The 16,247-nt window shown below is 67.5% G+C and carries 13 protein-coding genes and 2 tRNA genes; 10 read left to right on the top strand and 5 right to left on the bottom strand.

Annotated features, from left to right (window positions below; genetic code table 11):
- Positions 1-38: 38 nt before the first annotated feature.
- The 3 genes from AB0M15_RS28710 to AB0M15_RS28700 all read right to left on the bottom strand — a co-directional run bounded on the left by AB0M15_RS28710 (position 39) and on the right by AB0M15_RS28700 (position 6,677).
- Entirely contained in the window at positions 39-1,907 is a 1,869-nt protein-coding gene (locus AB0M15_RS28710) for an ABC transporter ATP-binding protein (protein ID WP_363824557.1), read from the bottom strand.
- On the bottom strand, positions 1,904-3,568 hold the full coding sequence (locus AB0M15_RS28705) for an ABC transporter ATP-binding protein (protein WP_363824878.1): 1,665 nt from the start codon (positions 3,566-3,568) through the stop codon (positions 1,904-1,906). Before AB0M15_RS28705 ends, AB0M15_RS28710 begins: the two co-directional genes overlap by 4 nt.
- 331 nt (positions 3,569-3,899) lie before the next feature.
- Positions 3,900-6,677 carry a hypothetical protein gene (locus AB0M15_RS28700; protein WP_363824556.1) on the bottom strand — a complete coding sequence of 926 codons (2,778 nt, stop codon included), beginning with the start codon at positions 6,675-6,677 and terminating at the stop codon, positions 3,900-3,902.
- Between the two features lie 169 nt (positions 6,678-6,846).
- Between AB0M15_RS28700 and AB0M15_RS28695 the strand changes: the two genes are divergently transcribed.
- The 6 genes from AB0M15_RS28695 (at position 6,847) to AB0M15_RS28670 (ending at position 12,014) form a co-directional block, all read left to right on the top strand.
- Positions 6,847-7,908, top strand: coding sequence for a MoxR family ATPase (locus tag AB0M15_RS28695; protein WP_363824555.1), 1,062 nt, complete (start codon positions 6,847-6,849; stop codon positions 7,906-7,908).
- Positions 7,909-7,917: 9 nt separating this feature from the next.
- Positions 7,918-9,855: a hypothetical protein gene (locus tag AB0M15_RS28690; protein ID WP_363824554.1), complete on the top strand. Its 1,938-nt coding sequence runs from the start codon at positions 7,918-7,920 to the stop codon at positions 9,853-9,855.
- Positions 9,856-9,899: 44 nt separating this feature from the next.
- Entirely contained in the window at positions 9,900-10,346 is a 447-nt protein-coding gene (locus AB0M15_RS28685) for a hypothetical protein (RefSeq protein WP_363824553.1), read from the top strand.
- Between the two features lie 100 nt (positions 10,347-10,446).
- Positions 10,447-10,698: a hypothetical protein gene (locus tag AB0M15_RS28680; RefSeq protein ID WP_363824552.1), complete on the top strand. Its 252-nt coding sequence runs from the start codon at positions 10,447-10,449 to the stop codon at positions 10,696-10,698.
- Between the two features lie 98 nt (positions 10,699-10,796).
- On the top strand, positions 10,797-11,567 hold the full coding sequence (locus AB0M15_RS28675; RefSeq protein WP_363824551.1) for an MBL fold metallo-hydrolase: 771 nt from the start codon (positions 10,797-10,799) through the stop codon (positions 11,565-11,567).
- Positions 11,568-11,606: 39 nt separating this feature from the next.
- Entirely contained in the window at positions 11,607-12,014 is a 408-nt protein-coding gene (locus AB0M15_RS28670) for an NUDIX hydrolase (protein ID WP_363824550.1), read from the top strand.
- Here AB0M15_RS28670 and AB0M15_RS28665 read toward each other — a convergent pair.
- The gene (locus tag AB0M15_RS28665; protein ID WP_363824549.1) at positions 12,011-12,481 is read right to left on the bottom strand and encodes a cupin domain-containing protein; all 471 of its coding nucleotides are present in this window, start codon (positions 12,479-12,481) and stop codon (positions 12,011-12,013) included. The two genes, AB0M15_RS28670 and AB0M15_RS28665, sit on opposite strands and share 4 nt — an antisense overlap.
- Before the next feature lie 62 nt (positions 12,482-12,543).
- On the opposite strand from AB0M15_RS28665, the gene AB0M15_RS28660 reads away from it, so the two are divergent.
- Positions 12,544-13,143: a TetR/AcrR family transcriptional regulator gene (locus AB0M15_RS28660; RefSeq protein ID WP_363824548.1), complete on the top strand. Its 600-nt coding sequence runs from the start codon at positions 12,544-12,546 to the stop codon at positions 13,141-13,143.
- 49 nt (positions 13,144-13,192) lie between these two features.
- On the opposite strand, the gene AB0M15_RS28655 is transcribed toward AB0M15_RS28660, so the two are convergent.
- Positions 13,193-13,263 (bottom strand) — tRNA-Gly (locus tag AB0M15_RS28655).
- Between the two features lie 123 nt (positions 13,264-13,386).
- On the opposite strand from AB0M15_RS28655, the gene AB0M15_RS28650 reads away from it, so the two are divergent.
- The 3 genes from AB0M15_RS28650 to AB0M15_RS28640 all read left to right on the top strand — a co-directional run bounded on the left by AB0M15_RS28650 (position 13,387) and on the right by AB0M15_RS28640 (position 16,058).
- Positions 13,387-13,459 (top strand) — tRNA-Pro (locus AB0M15_RS28650).
- A 77-nt stretch (positions 13,460-13,536) separates the two neighbouring features.
- Positions 13,537-14,931 carry a trigger factor gene (gene tig / locus AB0M15_RS28645; protein WP_363824547.1) on the top strand — a complete coding sequence of 465 codons (1,395 nt, stop codon included), beginning with the start codon at positions 13,537-13,539 and terminating at the stop codon, positions 14,929-14,931.
- Positions 14,932-15,350: 419 nt separating this feature from the next.
- On the top strand, positions 15,351-16,058 hold the full coding sequence (locus AB0M15_RS28640; RefSeq protein WP_363824546.1) for a hypothetical protein: 708 nt from the start codon (positions 15,351-15,353) through the stop codon (positions 16,056-16,058).
- The last annotated feature ends 189 nt before the right edge of the window (positions 16,059-16,247 follow it).

Raw genomic sequence — 16,247 nt, 5'->3', positions numbered from 1 at the left:
CGAACCCGAAGGTCCGGAGGCCAGTCGATGGAACCCGGTCAGGCCAGGGAGTCTTCCCAGGCCTGGTGCAGGTCGGCGTAGTTGCCGCCGGTGGTGACCAGCTGCGAGGGAGCGCCGTCCTCGATGATGCGGCCGTGCTCGAGCACGATCACCCGGTCCGCGGTCTCCACCGTCGACAGGCGGTGGGCGATGACGATCGCGGTACGGTCGTCGAGGATCGTCCGTAGCGCGCGCTGGATCAGCCGCTCGCTGGGGATGTCGAGGCTTGACGTCGCCTCGTCCAGGATCAGCACCGCCGGGTCCGCCAGGAACGCCCGGGCGAACGCGACCAGCTGCCGTTGACCCGCCGAGAGCCGGCTGCCGCGCTTGGCGACCGCCGTCTCGTACCCGTCGGGCAGCGCCATGATGAAGTCGTGCGCGCCGATCACCTTGGCCGCCTCGACGATCTCGTCCATCGTCGCGTCCGGCTTGCCGAACCGGATGTTGTCGGCGACCGAGCCGGTGAACAGGAAGTTCTCCTGGGTCACCATCACCACCCGCTCGCGCAGGTCGTCCTCGGTCAGGTCGCGCAGATCGATCCCGTCCAGCAGCACGTGGCCACCGGTCGGGTCGTAGAACCGCGCGACCAGCTTGGCGATCGTCGTCTTGCCGGCGCCGGTGGTACCGACGAGGGCAAGTGTCTGCCCGGCCGGTACGTCGAGGTCGAGCCCCGGAAGTACCGGTACTCCGTCGACGTACCGGAACTGCACGTTGCGCAGCTCCAGATGCCCCCGCGCATGCTTGGCGGGCGTCGCGGGCTTGACCGGCTCGGGTACGTCCGGCTTCTCGTTGAGTACGCCGGACAGCTTCTCCAGCGCGGCACTCGCCGACAGGAAGGTGTTGTAGAACTGCGAGATGTCCTGCAGCGGCTCGAAGAACTGCCGCAGGTACAGCAGGAACGCGGTCAGCACCCCCACTGTCACGTGCCCGTGGTACGCCTGCCAACCGCCGTAGGCCAGGATCGCGACGATCGTGATGTTGCCGACGCCCTTGATCGACGGCATGAAGATCGCGTTGATCCGGAACGACTCGAGGTTCGCCTCGCGGTACTTGTCGTTGACCCCGTAGAAGATCTCCTCGTTGCGCGGCTCCCGCCGGAACGCCTGGACCGCCCGGATCCCGTGCATCGACTCGACGAAGTGCACGATCACCAGGACGACGGCCTCGCGGGTCCGCCGGTAGACGATCGCCGACCGCTTCCGGAACCACGCGGTCAGCACGAACAGCACCGGGAACGACAGCAGCGCCAGCAACCCGAGCTTCACGTCCAGCGTGAGCAGCAGGATCGCCGTACCGACCAGGGTCAGCAGCGCCGTCACCAGCCCGTCGAAGCCGGTCTCCAGCATCTCGTCGATGACGTCCACGTCCGAGGTCAGCCGCGAGATCACCCGCCCCGACGTGTACTTGTCGTGGAACGACGGGCTGAGCCGCTGGAAGTGGTCGAACACCCGCCGGCGCAGGCCGAGCAGGATGGTCTGCCCGAGCCGGCCGGACCGCATCAGGAAGATCTGCCGGGCGCCGGCCTGGATCAGCGCCGACGCGAGCACGATCAGCACGATGTCGATCAGCGTCGAGCTGCCCTGGCCCGCCAGGATCGGCGGGATGCCCTTGTCGATGCCGAGGTGGACCAGGTACGGCACCGACAGCCGGGCCGCGTTCTCCACCACGACGATCGCGACCAGCAGCCAGATCATCTTCTTGTACGGCCGGAGCAGCTCGCCGAGCAGTTTGCGCGACTGCTCCTTGAGCCGCAGGGTCGTTGCCTTCGACAACTCCCGGTCCGGGTCCTCGGCATACCCGCGCCAGGACTCCTCCTGGCTCGGCTCCTCGGTCGGCTGGGGCTGAGGTGATTGCTGAGTGGTCGTCATGCGTGCACCTCCTCCTCTTCCGCCGCGAGCAGGGTCCGGTACGCCGGTACCGTCGCCAGCAGCTCCTGGTGCGTACCGACGTGGGTGATCGTGCCGCCCTCGAGTAGCGCCACCTGGTCGGCCAGCATCACCGTCGAGGCCCGGTGCGCGACGACGATGCCGGTCGTGGCGGCGAGCACGTTGCGCAACGCCTCCTCGACCAGTGCCTCGGTGTGCACGTCCAGCGCCGACAACGTGTCGTCCAGGACCAGTACTGCCGGCCTGGCCAGTACTGCGCGCGCCAGCGCGAGCCGTTGCCGCTGGCCACCCGACAGGGACATGCCCTGCTCGCCGACCCGGGTCTCCAGCCCCCAGGGCAGCTCGTTGGCGAAGGTCGCCTGGGCGATCTCCAATGCTTGCTGGACCTCGGCGTCGGTCGCGTCCGGCCGGCCGAGGGTGATGTTCTCCCGGGCGCTCATCGAGAACAGCGTCGGGTCGTCGAACGCCGACGCGACCGCGCTGCGCAGCGACTTCAGGGTCAGGTCGCGGACGTCGTGCCCGTCGATCGTGATCCGCCCGCCGGTGACGTCGTACAGCCGGGGGACCAGCGACGTCAGGGTGGTCTTGCCCGAGCCGGTGGCGCCGACCAGGGCGAGCGTCGTACCGGGGGCGAGGTCGAGGTTGATGTCGTGCAGGACGTCGGCCGAGTCCGGGCCGAACCGGAAGCTGACGTTCTCGAAGACCAGGTGACCGCGCGGGTTCACCAGCTCGTCGGGACCGTCGATGATGGTGGACTCGGTGTCCAGGATCTCGCTGATCCGGTCCGCCGACGTCATCGCCTCCTGCGCCATCGCCAGGATGGTGCCGAGCGACTCGACCGGCCAGATCAGCGACAGCATCAAGGTGATGAAGGCGACCAGGGTGCCCAGCGTGATCGAGTGCCGGCCGACGGCGAGCGCGCCGAGCAGCAGCACGATCACCAGGGTCAGGTTCGGGATCACCTCCAGGAAGGTCCAGAACCGCGACGCCAGCCGGACCTTGTCGACCGAGGTCTCGTACAGCTTCACCGCGCCGTCGTCGAACTGCTGCTTGACGTGTTCGCGGCGGCCGAACGCCTTGATCACCCGGAAGCCGACCGCCGACTCCTCGATCCGGGTGGCCAGGTCGCCCTGCTGGTCCTGCACCCGGCGGGAGATCGCCAGGTACTTCTTCTCGAACTTCAGCGACACGATGATGATCGGCGCGGCGGCCACCAGGACCACGACGCCGAGCGGCCAGTACAGCCGCAGCAGCAGGAAGGTGACGACCACCAGTTGCAGGATGTTGATCACCAGGAACAACAGGCCGAAGCCCATGAACCGGCGGATGGTGGACAGGTCGGCGGTGACCCGGGAGAGCAGCTGACCGCTCTGCCAGCGGCTGTGGAACTCCATCGGGAGGGCCTGCAGCCGGGTGTAGAGGTCGTTGCGGAGCGCGGCCTCGAGGTCGCTGACCGCGCGCGACTGGGCCCACCGGCGGATCCAGACCAGCAGTACTTCGCTGATGCTCAGGCCGAGGGCCAGCAGGCCGAGGGGGAGCAGCAGGTCGATCTCGCGACGGGTGACCGGGCCGTCGATGATCGCCCGGGTGACCAGCGGGACGGTGAGGCTGACACCTACGCCGAGGATCGCCGTGGTGAACATCGTCACCAGGCGCCACTTGTGCGGGCGGAGGTAGGGGCGGAGTCGCCAGAGATTCTGGCTCCGCCGGGGGTTCGTACGGTTGGAGGGGGCAGCGATAGAGGGCGCTTGGACAGGGTGCTCAGAGGGCATCTGGAGGGGCGCACTTCCCAACATGACTCGGCTCGGGATTGGCTGGCGACCGGAAAACGGCGCACTTTCCAGTATCGCGTAGTGGTAAGCGCTTGTCCTGCGAATTCCATTCCCTGGAGCTGAATTACCGCTTGTTGCAATAGCCGAGCCCCGTCACCCACCGGTGACGGGGCTCACACTGATCACGTTCCCGTTATAGGTGTCAGTACCTCAAGAAGGCGACGCCGTCGATCGCGGCCGGAGCTGTGGAGGTCGAGACGATCTTGACCACGCCGGTCCGGTAGACGGTGGTCGGTAGGTAGGTGACCGTGCGTGCCGTGGTGGTGGCGGCCAGGTTGACCGTGCCGATCTTGATTCCTGCGTGGTAGACGTCGACCTTGCCCTGGCCCGGGCCGCTGATCCCGACGACCGCGATCCGCAGTGCGCCCTCACCGGACTTGGTCAGGTACGCGCCGCTGGCCTTCAGGATCGAGGTGGTGCCCTGGAAGGCGATCGTGTTGGTTGCCCGGGTCACCGTGCCGGACGAGGTGAACGCGCGGTCGTCCTGCGGCACTACCGTGCAGAGCGGGATCGACCAGGCCGACAGGTTCCCCACCACGTCGCGGGCCCGGATCATGAAGCACTCGTCCATACCGATCCGTGGTGCCCAGGTGATCGACGTCATGTCGGTGTTCTGCCAAGCAGCCGGGTAGACCCAGCTGCCGAAGGCTGCACCGGCAGCCGCGGTCTTGTAGACGATGTCGTACGACCCGACCGCGGTCTCGTCCTTGTACCCCCAGCTGACCGTGGCGGTCGCGCCGAGCGCGGTACGGTCGCCGATCCTCAGCGTGACGGCGGTCGGGGCGATGCCGTCGACCTCACTGCAGTACGAGGTGCTCCAGTTGCTGAGGTTGCCGGCGTAATCCCGCGCCCGGACCTGCCAGCAGGTGTCAGTGCCCGGTGCCGCGGTGTAGCTCGCCGCTGTCGACGTGAGCCCCTGCCAGCTCGGCACCTGGTTCCAGGCTCCGTACGGCGAGGTGCGGTTGGGCCGCTGCTGGATGCGAAGGTCGTAGGACTTGACCCCGGTCGCCGGAGCGTTGGGGACCTGCGGGTCGGTGTAGGCCCAGTTGAACGACAGGCTCGTGTTCTCGCGCAGCCGGTCACCGGCCGTGGCACTGGTCAGCGTGGGCGCAGTGGTGTCCGGCAGCGGCTGCGGGTCGACCGCCAGCCAGGTGAGGCTGATGATCCGGGGCCGGGCATCCGGATCGGCGTAGATGAGCTTGGCGCCACCACTGCCGTCGGGGCGGAAGCTGGGCGGCTGCAGGAGCCGTCCGTTGATCGGGCCGTACCGGCGCTGGCCGAGACCTTGGTCGTTGAGGTCGGTGACCAGCAACTCCTTGGTGGACAGGCCGTTCGCGTCCTGACCGACAGCAGTCTGTACTACGAACCCGTTGCCCAGCTGGGAGTCGGCCGCGACTGTCAGGTTGCGCGGCGCCTCTGGGCCCTTGATGTCGATGACCTGCTTGCAGCCACTGAGTAGTGCCCAGCGACCGTTGACCCCGTCCGCGCCGACCGTGCAGTTGCCGGCCACCGCGATCGTCTTGGTCGCCTGGGTGGTGAGTTCCTTGCCGGTCAGTACTCCGGTCTCGGTGACCTTCCAGACCGAGCTGTCGGCCATGGCGAAGGGCACTGCGTAGTCGGCGAGCTTGGACTTGGTGGCGACGTTGTAGACCTCGGCCGTGGGGGCATCCGGCGCACGGTGCGAGACCAGCTTGCCGCCCTTGCCCAGTACGACCTCGTCGGTCGCAGGGAAGGTCAGGTCGCCGCCAGAGCCGCGCACCCGGGCGATACCGGCCTGGTACGTGACCAGGGTGGTCCCTTCGAGCTGTATCGGCTTGGTGGAGTTGCTGGTGCTCAGCGATGACCAGGTGGTGCCGTTGGTGGTCGTCTCGTACACGCCGTGGTCTGGTTGGTAGTCAGCAGTCACTACGCGAGTGCCGGACAGAGCCACCCCGCTGACCTGAGCAGCGAAGGCCGGAGTCGCTTTGACGGTCGTCAGTACGCCGTCTGCTCCGACGCTGGCCACCTTGCTTTGGGCACTGATCAACAGCCGCCCGTTGCCGAGGTCTGCCGCGTCGTGGACTCCAGTGACGAACGCTGGTGTGACAGTGCCGCCATTCGCCGCGATCTTGGCCAGCTGCTTGGTCTCGGGCACCAGTACTGCGAGGTCGTCGCCAACCGTGAGCAGTGGGAGTCCGAAGGGCACGTCTACCGAGCCAGTGGTCGTCCCCTGCTTCCAGCCGACCGTCTTGGAGCTTGCGGTGGCGGCGGTCTGCCAGAGCACCCGGTTGGGAGTCAGCGCGGCCCAGGCCGGGTTGGCGGGCAGGGTGGCGACGGCGGTCGCAGTACCGGTTGCTGTGTCTACAACTGAGAGGTGGCCGGCTACGGCGATCAGGATCGAGGTGGCGGTCGTGTCGAGGATGACGGGGTCGCCGAAGGCTGCGCCGGTGACTGGCTTCTCGGTGTTGTCCACTGCGCGCAGGGCGAACGAGCTGTCGGCCGCGCGAGACAACAGGATGCCGCCGGGGTAGGCGCCTTGGTATGTCGCTCCGGCCGGTACTGCGACCTGGCTGACGGCGTCGGTCGCGATGTCCCGGAAGGCGACCTCGCCGGCCGCTGGCGTCACGACGTACTTGCCGAGCAGGGTCGGGGGCTTGTCCGGGTCGTCACGGAGTCGTGGGAAAGTACGGGCCAGGGCGCCGTTGGTGCTGCTGAGGATCTCCCACGGCTCGGGCGAGTGGTCGTCGGGCTGGCCGTACGACGTCACGTAGTACGAGCTGGTCGCCTGTCTGATCTGGATCGCCGGGTCGGCCACGGACCGGCTGCCGACCAGTTGGCCCTCGCCGAGGTGTTGCGGCGGGTCGGCGGCCATCACCTTCACGGCGGCCAGTGGCAGCAGGACGACCGCGCAGGCGGCGGCGACCAGCTTCGAGCGCAGCATCATCAGAACGTAAACCCCCTCGGCGGCTCAGCCGCCGTGTCTTCCCCTGATCGCGGCACCCTAGCCGGTAACCCGGAGTAGTGGAAGCGCTTGTCGAGAAATGCGATGGACACGCGCAGTGACGCGGAGGACCATCGAAGGTGTCTTCCGAAACCGCTGAAAGGACCCGATGCAGGCCGCCATCACCGTGACGCCGGCGCAGTTGCCGGACGTGTTGCTGAACGTAGCCGTCGTGCGGCCCGTGTTCGTCTGGGGCGCGCCCGGGATCGGCAAGAGCAGCCTGGTTCGCTCGTTCGCGGACTCGCTCGGGTTGGACTGTGTGACGTTGCTGGGGACGCAGCTGGCGCCGGAGGACCTGATCGGCGTACCGCAGATCGTCGACGGGCGGAGCCGGTTCGCGCCGCCGGTGAGCATCGCGCGCGATACGCCGTACTGCCTGTTCCTGGACGAGCTGAACGCGTCCTCGCCGGAGGTGCAGAAGGCGTTCTACTCGCTGATCCTGGACCGCCGGATCGGGGAGTACGAGCTGCCCGCGGAATCGGTGGTGATCGGCGCCGGGAACCGGGCCACGGACAACGCGCTGGCCCGGCCGATGGCTTCGGCTCTGCTCAACCGGCTGGTCCACGTTCATCTGAGCGCCTCGGCGAGGGACTGGCTAGCTTGGGCCGCCGGGGCCGGGATTCACCCGTGGGTGCTGGACTACCTGCTCAACCGGCCCGATCACCTGTGGACCGCACCGCCGAAGACGGAGGAGCCGTTCTCGACGCCGCGCAGCTGGCACATGCTGTCCGACGCGCTGCACTCCTACGGCGAGGGAGTCGACGACGAGACCGTCCGGATCCTTGCCTTCGGCACCTTGACCGCCTCGCACGCCTCGACCTTCCGTGCCTTCGTGAAGACGGTCCGGAACGCGTTCGGGCTGGAGGCGGTGCTGAAGGGCGAGGCGAACTGGCCGGCCGCGCCGGAGGATCGGGATCTTCTGTACTTCCTTGCGGAGACGTTCCGCGCGCGGCTGGTGAAGGAGCTGTCGGCCGACAAGGCGTCGGCGAGCCCGGCGGCGCGGCAGTTGGCTTATCGCGGTAAAGCGTTGCTGGTGGAGCTGGCCGAAATCTCATTGGAGGTAGCCCAGATCGTGATCGCATCCGACGACAACGGACGTCCGGTACTTCCGTCCTGGTTCCTGGTCGAGGTCACCCGCGACCTGCCCCGTCTCGTGGCTGCCCGGTCCTGACATGGCGAGGTGGTCGAGCAGGCCGGGGTGGTGGGCGAAGAAGCCGGCCCGGTGGGAGCAGAAGAGCCGGTGGGAGCGGCGAGCGGCCGGATGGCAGCAGAAGCCGCTCAGCTGGGAGAAACGCCCAGCCAAGTGGCTCGGCACAGCCCGCCGCGGAACCGGCTGATGGCTCGGCGGGGGCCGAAGAGGGATCCGGCGGTGGAGGCGATCCGGGCCGGGTGGGGTGTGGTTGCGGCGCATCCTTTGTTTGCTCCGATGGTGAGTTATCGGAACGCGCCGGTGCGGTCGGAGGACTGTCCGGCTGACGGGTGGGCGGTGGTCACCTCGGATGGGACCTTCTACGTGCACCCGACCCGGTTGGCTGATGCCGACCAGTGGGCTTGGGTTTTCGCGCATCTGTTGATCCACCTGGGGCTGGGGCACGCGTCGCCGGGGCGGCCTGTTGCAGATCATGCTGCGGCAGCGGCTTGTGACGTGGCGGTCAATCGGTTCCTGGCGTCGTTGGGGATCGGACGCGGTGTGGTGGCTTTGCCAGATGAGCTTCCTGGGGCCGACGAGGAGGTGCTGGCTCGGGGGTGGCGGCGTACCGGCGTACCGGTTGAGTTCGGGCAGTTGGGGGTGGCTGGGCATGTGAATGATGTGGTGGTGAAGCCCTGGACCGGGTGGGGTGATCCGCCCGCCTGGGAGGACTGGTTTGCCGCTGGGCTCTCGGACGCGGCCGCGGCGGCTGTAGAGGTGGCCGGCGGGGTGCGGTCGTCGCTGTCGGATGCGGGTGGTCGCAGCGATGAGTGGGACCGGGCGCTGGGGTGGTTCGTCTCGTCGTACCCGCTGCTGGGCGCGCTGGCGGCGAGCATGAAGGTAGTGGCCGAGGCAGAGCTCGCCCGCGGGTGGGACATCCACGTGGCGGCGGTGAACGCCGAGGCGGGGGAGATCTACATCAACCCGCTGCACAAGCTGACGCAGAACGAGTGGCGCTTCGTGATGGCCCACGAGATGCTCCACGCCGCTCTGCGCCACGGTGCTCGGGTAGGCGGGCGTGATGCGTACCTGTGGAACGTGGCGGCCGACCTGGTCATCAACGGCTGGCTGATCGAGATGGGCGTCGGCACGATGCCGGACGGCGCCTTGTACGACGTATCGCTGCGCGGGCTGTCCGTGGAGGCCGTGTACGACCGGATCACGACTGACCTGCGCAAGTACCGCAAGCTGGCGACTCTGCGCGGTGTAGGGCTCGGTGACGTGCTGGGGCACCCACTGCCGCGTGTTGGCGAGGCTGCTCGGGCTACTGACCTCGACGACATCTACCGGCGTTCGCTGACGACAGGACTGGCCTACCACGACAGCAGCCGAGGTCTACTGCCTGCAGGGCTCGTCGAGGAGATCAAGGCGCTTGACCATCCACCACTGGCCTGGGATGCGCAGCTGGCCCGCTGGTTCGAGGAACACGTGCCGTCGGTGTCCAAGGTACGAACGTATGCCCGCGCGTCGCGTCGCCAGGCGAGCACACCGGACATCCCGCGCCCGGGCTGGATCCGACCGACCAATGTCGAGCGACTACCGACGTACGGGGTCGTGCTGGACACCTCCGGCTCAATGGATCGCGCCCTGCTCGGAAAGGCGCTGGGCGCCATCGCGTCGTACTCGACGGCACGAGACGTCCCCGCAGCAAGAGTGGTCTTCTGCGACGCAGCCGCCTACGACGCGGGCTACATCCCAGTCGACGACATCGCCGGCCGCGTAAAGGTCCGCGGCCGAGGTGGAACGGTCCTGCAGCCCGGGGTGGACCTACTAGAGCGCGCCGACGACTTCCCGATCGACGGGCCCATCCTGATCATCACAGACGGCCAGTGCGACGTAGTACGCGTCCGCCGCGAACACGCCTGGCTAGTCCCGGCCGGCGCAACCCTTCCCTTCACTCCCAAGGCTCCGGTCTTCCGCGTGCAGTGAGCTGATGGCAAGCTGCTTTCCCGCCCACAGTGAGGATCGACATCATGAACCGACGTTCCTTTCGCCGGCTGCTCGGCGCGTCCGCTGCGCTCTTCATCGCGGTCGCGTCGGCGGTGGTGAACCCCGCTGCCGCCTCCGCCGCTTCGGTGAGCAACCCGCCGATGTACCGGGCGACCGAGGTCAGCATCATCCAGGACGACCTGTGCACCGGGAACTTCCAGGCGTACGTGTGCTTCCAGAAGTACGGTGACAACTTCTTCGTCGTGGACATGTACAACGACAGCTCCTCGGCGGTGGCGTACTTCGAGACCGGCTACGGCCGCACCGGCGCGTGCTACAACCCGTACGGCAAGGGCCACGCCGGGGTCTGCAACCTGGACCTCAAGGAGGGCTCGCACGTGTGCATGTACGCGGGCATCGTCGACCGCGACGGCGCGAACATCGTGACCATCGCCCTCGACACCAAGAAGTGCTTCTACAACGACCACTGATCCTCGAGAGGGACCGGTATTCCGCGTGCAGTGAACAAGCTTCGCTGTCGGCGAACGATGGTGCCGGTTGAGCCTGGTCTGTTGCGAAGGTCCGTGGCATGTGGCGTTGGCCGGGCTGAATGTCCTTCCCCACTTGGTGTTCGGGCTACCTGCCGGGCTAGTGGTCAGCCGCTTCTCCCTGCGCCGCCTACTGGTCGTCGCTGATGTAGGCAGGGCAGTGCTGCTCGGCGCCCTCACTTCTGGCCTCCTGGCCACCACCCTCGGTCTACGCCCAACCTTCATCCTCACCACCCTCGGCATGCTCTCCGCCGCCCTCTACTCCGCCCGCTCACCTCTGCGCCACACCCGATGATGGACGCTGGGCGGCCGCTGTCGGGTGGGCTCATCGGAGGCCTACCCAGGTGTGAGGTGCGGCTCGCGTTGGGCTGGGCGGGCTGGCAGAGTGGGCGGATGCTGACGCAGGTGGCCGACGGTGTGTGGGTGCGGCAGAGCGAGTGGGTGTGGAGCAATGCCGTCGTGGTGCGCGGGGACAGTGGGTTGGTACTGGTCGATCCGGGGATCAGTGGGGCCGACCTGAGCCAGCTTGCGGATGACGTGGAGCTGCTGGGGATTCCTGTGGTTCCTGGGTTCTCTACTCATCCGCACTGGGATCACCTGCTCTGGCACTCCCGGTTCGGTGACGTACCGCGGTACGCGACCGCCGGCTGCGCAGAGGTTGCCAGTGGCGCCCAGGAGCGGGCACAGGCGATGGCGGCCGAGAGCGCGTCAGGCATCCCGCTAGAGCTGATCGGGCTCCTCACCCCGCTGCCCACGGACGGAGCAGGCATACCGGGCAAGCTGATCGAGCATGATGCCCACGCCGTCGGCCACGCCGCGATCCTCCTCGCCGACCGCGGCGTACTGATCGCCGGCGACATGCTCTCCGACGTACTCATCCCACTCCTGGACCCCCGCCGCCCCGGCCAACTGGACGCCTACGAGGCCGCCCTAGACCAACTCGCCGAGGCAGCCCAGTACGCCGAAGTCCTGGTACCCGGCCACGGCACTGTCGCCACAGGCCCCGAGTTGGCCGCCCGCCTGGCCGCCGACCGCGCCTACCTCAACGCACTCCGCCAAGGAATCGACCCCGCCGACCCCCGGCTGGCCCAGGACTGGCTCGCCGGCCCCCACCAGTCGAACGTGGAACAAGCCTCCAGGGCTGCCGACAAAGCGAACCCCTAGCCGCCGACCAGACATATTCCGTGCGCCTAGGGTGTCGCCATGGCCGCCCGGATCCAGATCGCAGTCGCTGTCCTTGTCCGAGACGGCCTTGTGCTCCTCGTACACCGCCACCCCTCGCGTCGCTGGTACCCCAACGCCTGGAGCTTCTCCGCCGGCGGCCACGTCGACCCAGGTGAGTCACCCCACCAGGCAGTCAGCCGCGAATGCCTCGAAGAACTCGGAATCCAGGTCCACGACCCGCTACCGATCCCGATGACCGTCACTGACCCCACCCTCGACGTCCGCGCGTTCCTCCTCACCCACTGGGACGGCGAACCGGTCAACGCCGCCCCCGAGGAGCACGACGACCTCCGCTGGTTCCGCCCCACCGACCTCGCAGACCTGAACCTGGCCCACCCCGAAAGCCTCCCGACCCTCCTGAGCGCAATACAGAAAGGCGCGCACTAGAACGGTGGGGGTCCGACGATCTCGATGCCGCCGTTCTCCTGGGCGCCCTGCGCGATTCGGGCGAAATCCACGACGCAGGCGGATCCCTCGAAGGGCTCGCTGGCGCCGCGATAGAAGGGCTCGCATTCGCAGGTGGGCTGGATTCCGAGCACCTTCGCCGTTGGGCTCTTGACCGTGAAGGCGTGGGGTACTTCCGCGGGCACCATCACGAAGTCGCCGGGTCCGATCTCGTGTTCGTCGTCGTTGATGCGGTACCGAATCTGCCCTTCGAGCACCCACATGGACTCCGATACCGGGTGCGTGTGGATCGGGGTCCACTTGCCCTCGACCATGTCGACTTCGATCAGGCTGATGTCTTCGTTGGCGCCGCTGAGCTTCCAGGTGAAGACTCCACCGCCGAAGAACCACCGCTTCTCACCCTCGCCCGCCCGCCGGATCACTGGCGCGAGCGTCGTCTTCTCCGTCATCTGACACTCCGATCGCTTATGGGACTCCAGTCCCGTAATGAAATTCGCATACCATGAAGGGCATGTCAACGGGCTATCTGAAGTCGGGTCGCACGCGGCAGAAGCAACGCACTCGCGACCAGCTGATCGCTGCGACGCGTGAGCTGATCACGGCCGGCGACACGCCCCGTGTCGAGGAGGTCGCCGAGGCTGCCGGGATCTCCCGCACCACCGCCTACCGCTACTTCGCGTCGCAGGCCGAGCTCCTCGCCGCGGCATACCCGGAGACAGCGGCGACGTCGGTACTTCCCGACCCGCCGCCGGCAGCCCTGGACGAACGCGTGGCCGCCGTTACCGGTTTCTTCATCGACGGCGTCCAGGAGGCGGAACCGCAGCAGCGCGCGATGCTGCGCCTCTCGCTGGGCGACGTCCCGCACGAGCTGCCGCTGCGCCAGGGTCGCGCCATTGCCTGGTTCGTCGAAGCGCTCGCGCCCACGGCCGAAACGCTGGGTGACGAGGGCGTGCGCCAGCTCGCGTTGGCAATGCGCGCCGCCTGTGGCATCGAGACCCGCGTCTGGCTGAGCGACGTCGCCGGGCTCGCCCCCGCACAGGTCAGCGCCCTCCAGCAATGGATGGTCGACGCCGTCGTCAACCACGCCCTCACGACACCGCCACCAACGTGAAAGGCCCCCAGCCTCAGAATTCTTGTGGCTGGGGACCTCTCGTGTGCTGAGCGGGTGACGAGAATCGAACTCGCGTAGTCAGTTTGGAAGACTGGGGCTCTACCATTGAGCTACACCCGCATGCGCCCGGTGAGGGGCACGCGCACATGATTCCACATCGCCGGGCCAGGTCTCAAACTGGTTCCCCCGAGGGGGTGGTGGCGCGAGCACTGGTCCGCGTCCACTAGACTCGTGCGGTCACTGCGGGGCGTAGCGTAGTGGCTAGCGCGCCTGCTTTGGGAGCAGGAGACCGCAGGTTCGAGTCCTGTCGCCCCGACAAACCCCAGCAGCACCGTGCAGCGTGGCCTGTCCGGCCACGGCTGTGAACGTCATCGACCAAGGAGAACCGCCACCGTGAAGAGCACCGTCGAGTCCTTGAGCCCGACCAAGGTCAAGCTCATCGTCGAGGTGCCGTTCGAGGAGCTCAAGCCGAGCCTCGACGCGGCGTACAAGAGCATCGGAAGCCAGATCGTCGTCCCGGGCTTCCGCAAGGGCAAGATCCCGCCGCAGGTCATCGACCAGCGGGTCGGTCGCGGTCCGGTGCTCGAAGAGGCGATCAACGACGCGCTGCCGAAGCTGTACTCGCAGGCCGTCCAGGACAACCAGGTCAAGGCGATCGGCCGGCCTGAGGTCGATGTGACCGAGTTCAACGACAAGGAGAGCCTGCAGTTCTCCGCCGAGGTCGAGGTCCGCCCGGAGATCACCCTGCCGGATCTGGAGGGCCTCGAGGCCGGCGTCGAGGACATCGCGATCTCCGACGACGAGGTGAACGAGCAGATCGAGGCGCTGCGCCAGCGGTTCGGCGCGCTGAACCCGGTCGAGCGCGCGGTCGGCGACAATGACTTCATCACGATCGACCTGTCGGCCACCAAGGACGGCGAGAAGATCGAAGAGGCGCAGGCGACCGGCCTGTCGTACCAGGTCGGCAGCGGACAGCTGCTCGACGGCCTGGACGAGGCCGTCCTCGGCCTGAACGCCGGCGAGTCGAAGACCTTCGTGACCCAGCTGGTCGGCGGGGAGCTCAAGGGCGAGGACGTCGACGTCGAGGTCACCGTGACCGCGGTCAAGGAGCAGGAGCTGCCGGAGTTCGACGACGACTTCGCGCAGACCGCGTCGGAGTTCGACACCGCCGAGGAGCTCACCGCTGACGTCCGTACCCGGCTGGAGCGCGGCAAGCGCCTCGAGCAGGCCGGCGACGCGCGCGACGCGGTGCTCGAGAAGATCCTCACCCTGGTCGAGGTGCCGGTCCCCGAGGGCCTGCTGACCGACGAGCTGGCCGCCCGCCGGGAGAACCTGGAGCAGCAGCTCGGGTACTCCGGGATGACGTTCGCGCAGTTCCTCGAGGGCGAGGAGCAGACCGAGGAAGAGTTCGACGAGGACCTGAAGAAGCGTTCCGAGGACGCGATCAAGGCCCAGTTCGTCCTCGACCTGGTCGCCGAGCAGCAGGAACTGAGCGTCAACGACCAGGAGCTGACCGAGCACATCGTCCGGCACGCCCAGCGTTCCGGTGTCAGCCCCGACCAGTTCGCCCAGCACGCCGTCGAGAACAACCTGGTCCCGAGCCTCGTCTCCGAGGTCGTCCGCGGCAAGGCGCTGGCCCACCTGGTCGAGAACGCCAAGATCACCGACGCCTCCGGCAACACCGTAGAGCTCAAGACCCTCCAGCCCGACGGCACCTACGCCGACCCGGCCGACACCGACACCGAGGCCCCCGTAGCCCCAGCCGAAGAAGAGCCCGCCAAGGCCTGAACCACCTGAACGAACACCCGACGACCCCGGATCCCACAGCGGATCCGGGGTCGTCGACGTTTGTGCTGTCTGACCCCCCACCCCGACTCACTCGTCGCGCCGGCGAAATGGTGCCTACCCGAACACCGTGGGCAGGGCGTTGGGCGAGGCAACCGCGTTCGACTGCGGAGCCCGTCGAGGCCTGATCAACCAAACACAGCCCTCGCGAGCTGCGCGAGCTCACGCCGGTGGAGTCTGGCCCGAAGTGGGCACCTTGAACACCGTATGGCGGGCTTGAACAGGTAATACGTTGTCCGAGGTCGCCAGATGATGTTCAAGCCCACCAGATGTGGGCTCGCCGGCAGCGTCAGCCACCGCATTGGCGGAGGCGAACCGCCGTCGGTTGACCGGATTGGGCCGGGATCGGCACTCTGGCGTGCATGGCGACCGAGGCGTGGCTCAACACCCATCAGCAGTTGGTGCCTGGCACGGAACTGTTCCGCAGCAACCGGCCGTTTCAGCTCTGGGCTTACACGGTCAGTCATAGTCAGCTGCTGTTGCGGAGCAGCAGTACCGATTCGGACGACACCACCATCGACGTGCTCTTCAAGCCGATCACGGTTTTGAAGATCCGGCACGTGTACGACGGCCTGGTGATCCGTTGCGCAACCGAGGAAGAAGCGGGACGAATCCGGGAGGCGACGCCCGGCATCACCTTCAGCGACCACGACGACCGCGTCTTCACCCTCGAGTGCGCTGACGGAACCGACTATGTGGTCGGTGCCGCCATCGGCTGGCAGGAAGACATCCTCAGCCGCACCCGGATGAGCTTCTTCGCCGCTAACGACCCGTACGAACCCAGGTGGCCAACGACGGCGCTCGGTAGCAACGACGCCGGCCTGGACGTCGCCTCGGCGGAGGACCTGGTCAACGTCGTCACGACCGAGGACTCTTCTGCGGTCACGAGGGAGCGGTACCGGTACGTCCACGTCGTCATGTACCGAGGCGTCCCCCGATACACAGACGGCGAGGCTACACCGGCAGGCGCCTTCCTGACCCAAGCCGACGCTGAAGACTTCAAGGCCCAGATCGACTCCAAGGGCGAGGTAGACGCTTGCTGGATTATGCGAGTCCCGATCGCGATCTGAAACACCGCCCAACCCCTGGCCCGTCGTCGTGGCGCGAACGCACCGCGGACGGGTTCGCACCAGAAGTGAGCACCTCGAACACCATCTGGTGGGGCTTGAACAGGTAATTCCTTGTCCGAGGTCGCCTCGTGGTGTTCAAGCCCACCGGATGTGGGCTCGCCCGGCCAATGCGCCGCCCGGCCAGTGGTT

The sequence above is a fragment of the Kribbella sp. NPDC051718 genome (genome assembly GCF_040681515.1).
Classification (GTDB): domain Bacteria; phylum Actinomycetota; class Actinomycetes; order Propionibacteriales; family Kribbellaceae; genus Kribbella.
The sequence above is the reverse complement of the archived record's forward strand: the minus strand, read 5'-3'. Positions and strand labels throughout refer to the sequence as shown.